Raw genomic sequence first — 13,383 nt, forward strand, 5'->3', positions numbered from 1 at the left:
CTGGTGTCTCTCCAGCCATTTGTACGCAAAGAGTGGTTGGTGGAGACACCAACCACGGCGTAAGGGTAAAACCGCCTCTTACCCAGACGCGATAAAGTCGCGTCTCTACCTAGGAACTTGTAGTGTAGTCGGCTTCTAAGAATTTTGGTTTAAAACGTAGAGACGAACTAAAACCAACTGGTGCGAGATTCCCTCTCGTTCCTACGATTAGGCAGGTTCTACCTGCCGTTATCCCAATCCTGTCAGTCCTAACCAAGCGAAGGATCGCATTCAGGCTTTCAATTCCAAATTTTAGACAGCTTTTACATCTATCAAAGTTTCACCTCCATCTGAATATTGCAACGCTCATAGGGCGACTGATACCCCTGTACCTGCTGAAAACCTAATTTATGATACAGGCGAATAGCGGGTTTTAACAGCGTATTGCTTTCCAGATAAACTTTTTCGGCTCCAAGCTCTTTGGCCTTTTGTAAAATGGATTTCCCGAGTAAATAACCCATGTGTTTGCCCTGAGCTTTGGGCGATACGGCCATCTTGGCAAGTTCGTAAGTGTAATCATCCATTTTAATTAAGGCACAACAACCTAAAGGCTCGCCTTCGTACAGGGCGATGTAGATGAACCCACCACGATCCAGGATTTTTTCATTTGGACGATCAAGAGCTTGATAATCGGCTGCTTCCATTTTAAAATAGGTCGTAATCCACTCCACATTCAAACTCCGAAAAGCATCATGGTATTCCTCCGAGTAAGGGACGATCACCACCTGCTGACTCTCCCGCTGTTTGCGTTGCTGATTAACGCGATCAAACAAACCCTGCTGATCCAGGTAATAATCCAGCTCATCGAGGGCCTTCCAGAGGTTATGCTGGGTTTGAGCCAGCATGGTTTCAACGGCCATAGCTACATCTTTCATCTGGGTATCCAGAGCCGGTAATTGCTGCCGGGATTTATCCGAAAGCGTAACAATTGTTTTCCGGGCATCTGTTGTCCCTTTGGTTATGGTGATGTAATCCTGCTTCGCCATTTCCTTGATAATCTGACTGACCGAAGCTTGCGAATGACCAATATCTTCAGCCAGTTGAGCAACCGACTGTCCATCGTTTTGGCCCAAACTATACAGCACGGGAAACCAGCGTGGTTCCATTTCCAGGTCGTACATGCCATAAATTCTGGCGGCTTCCTGGGTCATGCGTTCGCTCATTTGTCTTAATCGGCTTCCTAAGGCCATTGGACCGGTTCGCTGGAAGAAATTCATATTAGTAATTATATAAGTGCTTATTCAAATATATCATTATTTTAGAATTATTGTTAAAAGCTCTTTAAAAATGATGAGTTAGATAAAAGAGAGAAGTCGTGCACCACTGGTGTGAGATTCTGTCTAATTCCTACTCATACGGCAGGTGGGAACCTGCCGTTCAGCGTAAATCGAAGGATATTTTAACAGGTTTGCGATTTTATTTGAACTCGAGAAACTTCACTAGTGATTAACACTAGTCCATTCCACATAGGATATCTCTTAAAACATTACCTATAAAGTGCCTTTTTTTAGATTTACTTGAAAAACAGGAAACTAAACTTTATTTGACAGCCGGAAGGGGGGCAGCTAAGGTATTGAAAAGACCGGTGACGAAGTTTAATGATAGTATACTTTTCTATTACAGGCTACACTTCATATTCGTGGATTTATTAGCTTACCTATTACAGAGTAAGCAGCATTTCAAAATTTTAAAAGATATAAATCTACTAACTCTATAGACTTATTATTTTTTGTCTATACTTGCAAAGCATGTAGATAGTGAATTAACCTTCAGAATGACGTAGAGGATGAGCCTGTTTATTGAAAACCTGAGAAAAATACACCTAGCTGAATGGGAGGCAACGCCATCCGCACAAGAGGCCATTAGCTGGCTGACCGATTTAATTCACTTCCTTTTTCCCGGCACCCATTTGCCTAAAGTGACATCTTATAAAGGGTTATTAAAGAAAAATCAGATTGACCTTGAGAACATTTTATTAAGCTACCTTAACCCCACTCAATTTGACATCGAAAATATTGGCAGGGAGTTTTATAATTCAATTGAGGAGATCTATTCTAACTTAAGACTGGACGCTAAAAAATTTATGAATTTGATCCCGCGGCTACCAGTATCAACGAAGTAATTGTTTCATATCCAGGATTTTACTCCATTGCTGTTTATCGGATTGCTAATAAACTGGTTCGTCTGAACGTGCCGGTGCTGCCCCGTATACTCAGCGAATACGCTCACCGTAATACGGGTACGGATATTCATCCCGCGGCCACCATCGGGGTGCCTTTCATGATTGACCATAGTACGGGCATCGTGATTGGAGCTACGGCCATTATTGGTAATAATGTGTCTATTTATCAGGGTGTTACGCTTGGGGCTCTACAAGTAGCTAAAGAATTGGCCGAAACCAAACGGCATCCTACTGTAGAAGATAATGTCATCATTTATGCCCGAACAACCATTCTTGGAGGGAGAACAGTTATTGGCCGGAATTCGATCATCGGAGGCAGCGTATTTCTGACCAAAAGTGTCGAGCCGTACTCAAACGTTTTTAATACTCACCAATTAAGAATTACCCCGTCAGAAAAAGTATAATATCTAATCCGTTCGTAACAACCTAACAACAATTAATTATGGCAGAATCGTTGAAACAACAGACATCACTAGGTGATGCCGCCGCCAGGCAGTTAGCCATCGCCACGCGTACCGTGCCGCAGATGGTGACGATTTCACCCCGTTGGCTTACCAAACTATTGAACTGGGTTCCGGTCGAATCAGGGGTTTACCGATTGAACAGGGTAAAAGACGCTTCTCAGATCGAAGTAGACTGCTCGGCAAGGGACGAAAGAGTACTTCCGCAGACCTTCGTTGACTACATTGATAACCCGAGGGAATACAATTTAGCGGCGGTACAAACCATTGTTGATGTTCACACGCGGGTTTCCGATTTGTATAGCCGCCCCTATAATCAAATTTCTGAACAATTACGCTTAGCGATTGAAACCATTAAGGAACGTCAGGAAAGCGAGTTGATTAATAACAAGGAATACGGCTTGTTGCATAGTGTCGTGCCTTCGCAGCGTATCAAAACTCGGATAGGCCCGCCTACGCCAGATGATTTTGATGAACTCATTGCCAAAGTCTGGAAAGAACCTGGCTTTTTTCTGCTGCATCCCCAAGCAATTGCTGCTTTTGGTCGAGAGTGTACGCGTCGTGGCGTTCCACCACCAACCGTTTCGCTATTTGGCTCACAATTCCTTACCTGGAGAGGCATACCGCTGATTCCTTCAGATAAATTACCTATCCAAAACGGTAAATCTAAGATTATTCTGCTTCGCACGGGCGAAAGCCGTCAGGGAGTGGTTGGGTTATTTCAGCCTGGTTTACAGGGAGAGCAAACGCCAGGTTTATCCGTGCGTTTCATGGGTATTAACGATAGAGCCATTGCTTCGTATCTGGTCTCACTCTATTGCTCATTAGCTGTTTTGGTAGATGATGCCATTGCCGTACTCGACGATGTAGATTTAACGAACTATCATGAGTATAAATACTAGCCAGCCATCCGAAATTCCCGATGCTGCTGTTTTACAGGATATTGCTAATCAATTGTTCAAGACATTGCCCGAAGAAGTGCCTAAAGATTTTTCGCTCGATCCCGCTACGCATCCTAAAGCGTGGGGAGTTGTTGAACATGTCTTGGGGGGCAATATTCCTTCAAAAATTGAAATACCAGCAGTAAATCCAGTTTCGGCAGTTCAGACACCACCTGCATTTGGGGGCTTTGGGGGTTCGTCGACAGGTGTTTCGTCCCTAACTGGTTTCGTTCCTGTTATAGAAAACGTTGCGTCTCCTTCTGCCGTTAATCCGCCGTATACCAGTGGTATTCCGAATTCAGTAGCAGGAAGTGGAGCGTCGCCTTCGTATGCGAAACAGGGCGATAGTTTTAATATCAATAAGCCCGAAACCAGTTTCCCGGATGAAAACATTGCTAGCTCAAAGCAGCAGCAAGATGTTCGTGCGGACCCACTTTTATATCCCAACGTTCAGATTCCTTTTTTTGAAAACGTTTCTGACTTTTTGAATATAAATGAGGTTTTGCAACAGATCAGAACATCTGAACCTGCTCCACAGATTCCTTCCTTTTCAGATCGTTTTATTCCGAATAGCTATTACTTTTTGCCTGAAGATGCATTTCATGAAAAAGTGAACTATTCTTCTTTTGGAGGAAGTTTGGGTGAGTTAGTCAGAAAAGATTTTCCGATTCTGGAAGAACGTGTGAATGGCAGACGACTGATTTGGTTTGACAACGCGGCTACTACTCAGAAACCGCAAGCGGTCATTGATCGAATCTCGTATTTCTATCAACACGAAAATTCAAATATCCACCGGGCCGCTCACGAATTAGCCGCTCGGGCGACGGATGCTTATGAAGCCGCTCGGGAAAAAGTAAGGGCATTTTTAGGGGCTAAGTCTACGAACGAAATCATTTTTGTTCGCGGTGCAACCGAAGCAATTAATTTGGTAGCTCAAAGCTGGGGAGATCAAAATCTCCAGGCAGGTGACGAAATCATTGTTAGTAATCTAGAACACCACGCCAATATTGTTCCTTGGAAGCGATTGTCGGATCGGAAAGGATTGAAACTGAAAGTAATACCTGTTAATGACGACGGCGAATTACTTTTAGAGGAATATGCCAAATTGCTTACCCCAAAGACAAAACTGGTGGCGGTTACGCAGGTTTCCAATGCTCTGGGGACGGTCACCCCCGTACAACAAATCGTAGCAATGGCTCAGGCGGTTGGGGCGAAAACATTGGTCGATGGAGCTCAGTCGGTTTCCCACATGCCTATTAATGTTCAGGCTATCAATGCGGACTTCTTTGTTTTCTCAGGACATAAGGTTTTTGGCCCTACCGGGATTGGCGTGTTGTATGGGAAAGAAGAAATTCTGAACGCAACCGAGCCGTGGCAAGGCGGTGGTAATATGATTCAGGACGTTACATTCGAACACATCAAGTATCATAATGCCCCCAACCGTTTTGAAGCGGGTACTGGTAACATAGCTGACGCCGTAGGTTTAGGAGCTGCGATTGATTACGTTACCAAAATCGGTATGGAAGTAATTGGGCAGTACGAACACGCTTTACTAGAATACGCGACACACTACCTGAAACCCATCAAAGGGGTAAGGTTGATTGGCACGGCTAGACAAAAAGCAAGTGTGCTGTCATTCACCCTTCAAGGATACACTAACGACGAAGTTGGAAAAGCTTTGAATGAAGAAGGCATCGCTGTTCGTACAGGACACCATTGTGCTCAACCTATTTTACGCAGGTTGGGTGTTGAAACAACGGTCCGGCCATCCCTGGCTTTTTATAATACGCATGAAGATGTAGACCGCTTCATTGCCGTTATTCAACGGTTAAGTAGTAGAAAATAAAGGAATGAGAAGCTGTGAATTTGACTACTAATTCACAGCTTCTCATAGTATAAGACCACTGGTATGAGATTTCATCTCGTTCCTATCCTAAGGCAGGTTCCACCTGCCGTTATACCTCCGAATCTTTCATCCGAAGTAAAGAAACGTTGGGTTACTAACCCACTTCGAAAAGGCTCTAACGTCGATCAAATAAAAGAATTGGGGCTTTTAGCAGGTAACGACTGGCCGGGGGATAAAAATAGTCTAACTGGTAACAAAGCTACATTAATGCCTTTCCCCAGAATCGTGAGCCATCTCGTTCGTTCGAGATAGCCTGTCAACAAAAAAGGCTGTCCATTGCGGAACAGCCTTCGAAAAAGGTATAAAACCCGTGTTAGAAATTCATTCCACCGGAAACCTCGATTCGCTGAGCGTTAATCCAACGGGCTTCTTCAGTACAAAGGAATGCTACTACGCCGCCAATATCATCGGGTAAACCCACCCGACCCAGAGCAGTCAAACTGGCCACGGTCTGGTTATATTCTTTGTTATCTCGAACGCGGCCTCCACCAAAATCAGTTTCGATGGCACCAGGAGCCACCACATTGGCAGCAATGCCGCGAGAGCCTAATTCTTTCGCCAGATACCTTGTAAAAACTTCAATGGCTCCTTTCATGGAACCATAAGCCGAAGAGCCAGGAAAAGAGAAGCGAGCCAGACCGGACGAAATATTAATGATGCGGCCCCCATCGTTCAGCAGAGGTAATGCTTTTTGAGTAAAGAAATAAACGCCTTTCAAATGGATGTTATACATCTCATCAAATTGCTCTTCCGTTGTTTCGGCGAAAGGAGCATAGAGAGCCGTTCCGGCATTGTTAATCAGGAAATCGAAGTTTGGTTTTCCGTACGTTTCCTGTAAATAAGCACTGACCTGCTCGTAGAAATTACTGAATAACTGTGTATTACTGGTGTCTAGTTGAAAGGCAATGGCTTTCTGACCAAGCGACTGAACTTCAGCGACTACTTCATTAGCGGCTGCTTCATTACTATTATAGGTTAGCACTACGTCAATGCCTTTTTCGGCAAGACGAATAGCCATGTTACGACCTAACCCACGGCTACCGCCGGTTACTAATGCAATTTTATTTACTGATGCCATGTTCTTGATTTTGTTTCTGCAAAATTGGGCGATTTACCGAGGGCGGTGTTTGTAAGGATCAATCCAATGTTTGCGAAATTCAATCATGGAAAGCTACGAACGAAAAGCCACAGGAGTAAATGACGTTTGCTTCTTGAAGAAATTAGAAAAGTGTGCCACTTCTTCAAAACCCAGGCTGTAGGCAATTTCTGAAATGTTCCAGTCGGTTTGCTTCAGCAATAATTTAGCTTCCTGAATAATCCGGTTGCTGATCATGTCGGTCGTTGTTTTTCCGGTACTTTCTTTCAATGCTTTATTCAGGTGGTTGATGTGAATTGAAAGTCGTTCTGCGTAATCTTTGGCCGAACGAAGACTCAGCTTCTGATTCGGTGATTCGATGGGAAACTGACGCTCCAGTAATTCCACAAACAAAGAACTTACTCGGGTAGTTGCCGTCTGAGCGGGCTGAGAAACAGTAGCGGGTTGCAGCTTTTGACCGTAATGAATGAGTTCGATGACGTAAGTACGGAGCAGATCATATTTGAAGGCATAGTTCGAGACGATTTCCTGCTTCATTTTATTGAAGATCAGAAGAATGTCTTTAGCTTGATCGTCTTCAAGCTGAAATACAGGAAAGCCACCCGCCTGAAAAATGGGTAACTCGTCTAACTCTACCCCGCTTTTGGACTTGATTAGAAAGGCATCTGTAAAAATGCAGAAGTTACCCGACAGACCCTCTCCAGTAGGCACCCAGTGTAGGGCACTTTAGGGGTTGCAAACAACAGGGCGTTTTTTTCAATTTCAATGACCTTATCGGCATATTCTGCCCGGCTTGCTCCCTGAATCAAACTGATTTTATAATAAGCCCGACGGTTATAGGGCATAGTGGTTTTTCGTTTGAATTTCTCAATCGTATCAGCAATGTCAAATATATTGAAGTGCCCAATTTCCTTGTCGATGCCGGGAGGCAGAAGCGAACTGATTTCTTTGCCAGAGAAGTCGGAAGTATGTTCATAGAATTCGTGCAGAGTAGTAGCTTTCAGGGTTTTCATTGTCAGTGCCGTTTGCGAAATTCAAAGATAATGGAAGCAAACCATTTTGATGAGATGTAGTAGGTGACTAACAGTTGTTGGTAGTACTGCTTACTCTGGTGGTGTAGTTAATTAATTAGTGCTGCCAGCGAAAAAGCTGGCCGGGCCACGCTGGCCGGGCCACGCTGGCATCAGCAACCCTTTCTAGTAATTCGTGATAAGAAAAGTAGAAACCGTATCCCAGGAAGCTCTATAACTGGGATGATTCGTTAACGTGAAATCGTGCTAGTATTATCTTTAACAAAGCTGAGCGTAACCGGATTTACTGATTTATAAGATCGTTCGGTGTAAGGGTTGAAAGCTCTGTTATGTAAGGCATGGCTCCGGCAATATCATGAACGCAGGAATCGCCTAGGACGTAACCATAGTGGCGGGTATTCCGGCCAGGGTAATTAAAGAATGATAACCCTTATCTGGGGTAACCCCAAACGAAGCCAGTCTATTCACCGAAAAATTCTGGAAAAAATCCGCCACCAAACCATAACACTGTTTTTAGAATAGAGTTAATAAAGAAACGTATGAAGGGTGGAGGGCATGCTAGCATTGACAAATGCTTGGGGAATCCATCTTGAAAATACATATTCAAGGATTTTATATAGTATCTTTCGCTTTGGTCTAGAAAGTATTATTCATGAATAGTAACCCATCTCTCTCGTTTGCAGAGAAAATTTCTAATATAGAAAGGTTAACCTCAGCCTTAGAAGCCGCTCGGGTGGGTACCTGGGATTTAGACATTGATCAACAGCTCGTTTGGTGGGATAAACGATGCCAGTCGTTGTATGGATTTTCGGGGGCGGATGTCGTCTCGTATGAACAGGTATTGAACCTCATTCATCCTGAGGATTGTTCAATGGTTCGAGAGGCTATTGTGTGGGCTCTAAATCCTGAGTCATCAGGAAAGTATGATGTCACTTTCCGGACGCTGGGAGCAAAAGACGGACGGCTCCGCTGGTTGCACTGCAGAGGACAGGCATTTTTTGACGAATCGGGTAAAGCCTCTCGGTTTTCTGGTGTCGCCCAGGATATAAGCAGGGAAACGGATACCCGTCATCAACTGGAAACCAGTGAACACCACTGGCGTAATATAGTGTCCAGTTCAGCCACCGCAACGGCCATTTACAGAGGCCGGGACATGATAATTGAGGCGGTTAATGATGCTATGTTAACGATTTGGGGGAAGGATGCGTCTGTCAACGGGAAAACGTTTTCAGAAGCCCTGCCTGAACTTGAAGACCAGCCTTTTCTCCATTTGCTACAGGAGGTATTTGACACAGGTATTGCCCACCATAACTCCGAGGGAGCGGCTACGCTTATGATTGATGGTCGCTTACAGGAATTCTGGTTTAACTACTCCTACGCTCCGTTGAGGAGAGAATCGGGAGAAATTTACGGCATTATTCACACTGCTACCGACATTACCCGGCAGGTGCAGGCCCGACGTGATCTGGAAGTACAGAAGCAACAGTTTCAGGCCATGATGGAAGGGAGCTTGTTGTTGAAATGCCTGCTCGATACCAAAGGAACCATTACGTTTCAAAATCAGCGTTACCAGGAATATACGGGCTTAACCCTGGAAGAAAGTCGCAAGGATGGCTGGCAGCGACTGTTTAAAGCGGAACACTTTGAGGCTTTCGAAAAGCTGGTTCTGAGAAGCTTCCAAACAGAAAAAAGCTTCATCTGCGAAAGTCAGTTACGTCGCCATGACGGTACTTATTGCTGGCATGAAATTGAATTTGTGCCGCTTTTTGGCGAAAATCAGAAGCTTACCGGCTGGGTATGCCGGGCTACGGACATTCACGAACAAAAGACCTTACTGAGCCGTCTGGAATATCTAGTGCAACAGCGTACCGAAGAACTGGAAGCCAGTCTGGAAGAACTCCGGGCCGCCAATGAAGCCCTACAGGAACGCACCGAAGAGCTTGCCGCCAGTAACGAAGAATTACAGGCCTTGAACGAGGAGCTGGAAGAAAGAGGCTATGAGCTGGCTGCTAGTAACGAAGAATTGCAGGTATCGAGTGAAGAGCTAGGAGAATCCAACCAGCAGTTGTCCCTGTCCAACGACCGTTTGCAGCGATTTGCTTACGTCGCCAGTCATGACCTACAGGAACCTCTTCGAAAGATTCAGACGTTCGGCTCATTGCTCAGTCATAAATACGGTTCTCAGTTAGGTAATGAGGGCCTGTCGTATCTGAACCGCATCAGTAAGGCAGGCGAGCAAATGTCCACACTTATTCAGGATCTGCTTAACTACTCTAAAATGATCAATCAGGAAGATCATTTTCATGTAGTCTCGCTAAATCAGGTGATAGAGCAGGTCTTGGAAACGCTGGATTTGAGCATTGAACAAACACAGGCTCAAATTAAAATTGACCCCTTACCAGCCATTATTGGCGATGAGTCGCAACTAAGTCAGCTTTTTCAAAACCTGATTTCGAACGCAATAAAATTTGCTAAACCTGCCAGCTCTCCTCACATTCATATCACTACGAAAATTGTCCATCGGCCCGAGTTACCTCCAGTAGTGGTGCCTATTACTAAAGCAGATCGGTATTACCAGATTAGCGTTATTGATGAGGGAATCGGTTTCGATGAGCAGTTTTTAGATCGAATTTTCGAAGTTTTCCAACGGTTACACGATAAAAAACAATACGTAGGAACCGGAATTGGGCTGGCGATTTGTCAACGGGTTATTGAAAATCATGGAGGGGCCATTACCGCTGAAAGTGCACCCGGCAGAGGAGCCAGTTTCCATGTTTATTTTCCGGTGTAACCTGCCCTTCAAGCCAAGAAGCCCTTTTCGTGAAAGGGCTTCTTGGGTAGTAAAAGCTATGACAAGTTATGCCTCGGGTAAATACACCGTAAATGTTGATCCTTGATTCACCTTGCTGCTTGCCGTGATGTACCCACCGTGGTTCTCTATTACCTGCTGGCAAATCGCCAGCCCAATTCCGGTTCCTGGGAAGGTATCTTTCGTATGAAGCCGTTGAAAAACCAGAAAAATTCGGTCGGCGTATTTTTCATCAAAGCCAATTCCCTGATCCACAACCGTGATTTCGTGGAAAATGCTGGCCGGACTCATAATTTTATAGGTTGACGGCAGCATACTTCGTTCGACCAGTCGATGGTTCACAGCAATCGTTACCTGTTCTCCCTCAGGACTAAACTTAAGGGCGTTGGAAAGCAAGTTCAAAAAGAGTTGATATAATTGGTTTTCATCTCCTTTGACTGTGGGTAAATCGTCTAACCTGATTTGAGCATTTTTTTCCTGAATCGCCAGTGAAAGCGAATCAAGTACGCTTGCCATGACGGTATTAAGTGGAACCGAATAAAACTCCTGTTGGCGGGTAGTAACTCGGGAATAATTTAATAGATCATTAATCAGACGGGACATGTTTTGGGCGGCTACATTAATCCGGTCAATGAGATGCTGCGTATCCGAATTTAACTGACCCTCCGTTCGATCTGACAGTAATGAGCTGAAGGTTTGAATTTTACGTAGGGGCTCCTGTAAATCGTGACTGGCTACGTAAGCAAACTGTTGCAGATTATCATTAGATCGTTTTAGTTCATGATTGGATTGGGTAAGCTCCAACGTACGTTCCTGCACCAGGTTTTCCAGAGCAAGCTGAGCCGACCTAATCTGGGTAACATCCTGACTGAACCCGAACAGCGACACGGCGTTACCCTTTTCATCAAATTGCATCTGGCCTTTGGAGTGAAGTATATAAACCTGACCCGAATGCTTATTTTTTAATCGGTACTCCACTTCAAGTCCACCCCCCAACGAGACGTCAAATGCTCTGCTATAGGCTGCTTCAAAAGCAGGTAAGTCTTCGGGTACGATAGCGGCAATGGTATCGCTGAGTGTCAACGGGTCAGGGCTGCCTACCCAATCCGTTATCCGTTGCGAAAAATCGGAAGTCTGAGTAGCTATGTCCACCTTCCAGATCCCCAGTTGTGATAAATCAATGGCGTTTTGAAGAGCCTGACGCGTTTGTTCGTAGTTCTGTCGTAAAATTACCTCCTCGGTTACATCGATGGCCACATTCAGAATGGCATATACTTCACCATTCAGATCACGAATGGGCTGGTAGGTAAAGTCGAAGTAAAACGTTTTTAGCTCTCCGTATATCACCAGGTCAGCTCGCATGCCCTTGGCCGAATAAGCCTTACCCGTGGTATAGACTTGGTCAAGTAACTGTAAGAAAGCCTGATTTTTTAATTCGGGTAATAACTCTTCAATCCGCTTGCCTTGCACTGCCTTCCCCTTGCCCCAAAACTGAATCATGAGCTCATTGGCAATCTCAATTTTCATCTCCCTTCCGGTATATAGGCCGAGAGCAATGGGAGATTGTTCCAGTAAGGCTCGAAAGCGACTTTCACTGGCCTCTAAAGCCCGTTGAGACCGAAGCTGCTCCGTAATGTTCATGCAAAAGTTCACAATACTGACTTTGCCATCGGCCTCGCAGACAGGCTCAAAACTTACATAATAATGGGCTGTCTCGGGTTTTCCATCTTTCAGGAGTTGAACGGAAAGATCCGGGGTAGCAAACCGTTGTTTGGTTTGAATGACGGTATCAAGAATTTCCTTTAAACCCTGACGCGTTAACTCTGGCAACGTTTTCAGACAGGATTGTCCCTGGATCTCAAGGGCTGTGTGACCACCCATTTCAGCAATCCGGTCATTAACTAGTTCAAACACATAATCTTCGCCACTCAATAAGCCCAGGCCAATAGGAGCATGCCGCAGAACGGTTTCAAAACGTTTCTGGCTCGTTAATAAAGCGGCATTTTCTTCCTTTAATCTTCGCTCGCTTTCTTCCAGATCAAGGGTTTTCTTGCGAAGTTCCAGAAGCCTCATTACCTGTTTGGAAAGCGTTTTTAAGGCAGAAATCTGGGTGGGTAATAACGTTTTCGTTTGGCGATCAATCACGCATAAAGAGCCCAATACCATCCCATTTTCGTCAACCAGGGGGGCTCCGGCGTAGAAAACAATGTGAGGGTCGCTTACTACTAATGGATTTTCTGCGAAACGGTGATCCGTTCGGGCATCTTCTACAATCAACGTTTCCGAAGGCTGGTGGATCGCGTGAGCACAAAAGGACTGCTCTCGAGGGGTTTCACGAACGTCCAATCCCCGATTGGATTTGAACCACTGTCGATGTTCATCTACCAGACTGATTAAGGCGATGGGAGTCTGGCAGATTTCGGCGGCTAGCTGAGTAATATCTTCATAGTCCTGCTCGGGTAAAGTATCAAGAATGGCATAGCTTTTCAACGTTTCCACTCGCTTTAATTCATCCGCAGCATTCAAGGAGCTTGACATGGGTACGTTAAATCAGATTTGTAATGAAGTAAACCCGAAATTGTAGATATTGTTAATAATTAATAGTAGAGCTGTAGTCCCTGTTCTTTTCTAGTGTTTTCATCTACCTGCTTTGCGTAAGAAATTCGCATTTATAACTAATAAAACAGGAATAGCTAATAGCGTTATTTAAAGTTCTTCTACGACAGCAATACGTAAGTTTTAAAAGCCTGATTAGTAGTAAAATGCTAAAGTTAGCTTGAAAAAGCTAATGTTTCCCAGCAAATAATCGCCTGGCTAAATTAAATATTCGGCCTGATTATAAGGGTGGTAAACGAACTTCATTCCGAGGAAGCGAGGCTTTGTTTCGAATAAAGATTGGCTCATAGCTTTTACTACTA

10 protein-coding genes are annotated in these 13,383 nt (G+C 44.6%); 5 read left to right on the plus strand and 5 right to left on the minus strand.

Features of this window, described 5'->3' with window-relative positions:
* Positions 1–311 precede the first annotated feature (311 nt).
* Positions 312–1,256 (minus strand): bifunctional helix-turn-helix transcriptional regulator/GNAT family N-acetyltransferase, encoded by a 945-nt coding sequence (locus BWI96_RS19010; protein WP_106638108.1) that lies wholly within the window; start codon positions 1,254–1,256, stop codon positions 312–314.
* Between the two features lie 569 nt (positions 1,257–1,825).
* On the opposite strand from BWI96_RS19010, the gene BWI96_RS23465 reads away from it, so the two are divergent.
* From BWI96_RS23465 to BWI96_RS19030, 4 genes are all read left to right on the plus strand, one after another.
* A complete protein-coding gene (locus tag BWI96_RS23465; protein WP_106638109.1) occupies positions 1,826–2,161 on the plus strand; it encodes a hypothetical protein in 336 nt (111 codons plus the stop codon).
* Positions 2,162–2,229: 68 nt separating this feature from the next.
* The gene (locus BWI96_RS23470; protein ID WP_369804221.1) at positions 2,230–2,625 is read left to right on the plus strand and encodes a serine O-acetyltransferase; all 396 of its coding nucleotides are present in this window, start codon (positions 2,230–2,232) and stop codon (positions 2,623–2,625) included.
* A 38-nt stretch (positions 2,626–2,663) separates the two neighbouring features.
* Positions 2,664–3,584, plus strand: a complete 921-nt coding sequence (locus BWI96_RS19025; RefSeq protein WP_106638111.1) for a family 2A encapsulin nanocompartment shell protein — start codon at positions 2,664–2,666, stop codon at positions 3,582–3,584.
* Complete coding sequence (locus BWI96_RS19030) at positions 3,568–5,469, plus strand: family 2A encapsulin nanocompartment cargo protein cysteine desulfurase (protein ID WP_106638112.1); 1,902 nt, start codon at positions 3,568–3,570, stop codon at positions 5,467–5,469. Before BWI96_RS19025 ends, BWI96_RS19030 begins: the two co-directional genes overlap by 17 nt.
* Before the next feature lie 373 nt (positions 5,470–5,842).
* Here the strand turns inward: BWI96_RS19030 and BWI96_RS19035 are convergent, their stop codons facing one another.
* The 3 genes from BWI96_RS19035 to BWI96_RS23475 all read right to left on the minus strand — a co-directional run bounded on the left by BWI96_RS19035 (position 5,843) and on the right by BWI96_RS23475 (position 7,638).
* Positions 5,843–6,607, minus strand: coding sequence for an SDR family oxidoreductase (locus BWI96_RS19035; RefSeq protein WP_106638113.1), 765 nt, complete (start codon positions 6,605–6,607; stop codon positions 5,843–5,845).
* A gap of 93 nt (positions 6,608–6,700) precedes the next feature.
* Entirely contained in the window at positions 6,701–7,336 is a 636-nt protein-coding gene (locus BWI96_RS19040; RefSeq protein WP_369804222.1) for a helix-turn-helix domain-containing protein, read from the minus strand.
* The gene (locus tag BWI96_RS23475; RefSeq protein ID WP_369804223.1) at positions 7,279–7,638 is read right to left on the minus strand and encodes a hypothetical protein; all 360 of its coding nucleotides are present in this window, start codon (positions 7,636–7,638) and stop codon (positions 7,279–7,281) included. Before BWI96_RS23475 ends, BWI96_RS19040 begins: the two co-directional genes overlap by 58 nt.
* Positions 7,639–8,308: 670 nt before the next feature.
* Here BWI96_RS23475 and BWI96_RS19045 point away from each other — a divergent pair.
* The gene (locus BWI96_RS19045) at positions 8,309–10,447 is read left to right on the plus strand and encodes a PAS domain S-box protein (RefSeq protein ID WP_106638114.1); all 2,139 of its coding nucleotides are present in this window, start codon (positions 8,309–8,311) and stop codon (positions 10,445–10,447) included.
* A gap of 66 nt (positions 10,448–10,513) precedes the next feature.
* Here the strand turns inward: BWI96_RS19045 and BWI96_RS19050 are convergent, their stop codons facing one another.
* On the minus strand, positions 10,514–13,003 hold the full coding sequence (locus tag BWI96_RS19050) for an ATP-binding protein (protein WP_106638115.1): 2,490 nt from the start codon (positions 13,001–13,003) through the stop codon (positions 10,514–10,516).
* Positions 13,004–13,383: the final 380 nt, after the last annotated feature.

The organism is Siphonobacter sp. SORGH_AS_0500, from assembly GCF_002838835.1.
GTDB lineage: Bacteria > Bacteroidota > Bacteroidia > Cytophagales > Spirosomataceae > Siphonobacter.

Coding starts and splice junctions, on each gene's coding strand:
- BWI96_RS19025 (WP_106638111.1), top strand. CDS start 2,664: ATGGCAGAATCGTTGAAACAACAGACATCACTAGGTGATGCCGCCGCC.
- BWI96_RS23475 (WP_369804223.1), bottom strand. CDS start 7,638: ATGAAAACCCTGAAAGCTACTACTCTGCACGAATTCTATGAACATACT.
- BWI96_RS19010 (WP_106638108.1), bottom strand. CDS start 1,256: ATGAATTTCTTCCAGCGAACCGGTCCAATGGCCTTAGGAAGCCGATTA.
- BWI96_RS19030 (WP_106638112.1), top strand. CDS start 3,568: ATGAGTATAAATACTAGCCAGCCATCCGAAATTCCCGATGCTGCTGTT.
- BWI96_RS23465 (WP_106638109.1), top strand. CDS start 1,826: ATGAGCCTGTTTATTGAAAACCTGAGAAAAATACACCTAGCTGAATGG.
- BWI96_RS19045 (WP_106638114.1), top strand. CDS start 8,309: ATGAATAGTAACCCATCTCTCTCGTTTGCAGAGAAAATTTCTAATATA.
- BWI96_RS19050 (WP_106638115.1), bottom strand. CDS start 13,003: ATGTCAAGCTCCTTGAATGCTGCGGATGAATTAAAGCGAGTGGAAACG.
- BWI96_RS19035 (WP_106638113.1), bottom strand. CDS start 6,607: ATGGCATCAGTAAATAAAATTGCATTAGTAACCGGCGGTAGCCGTGGG.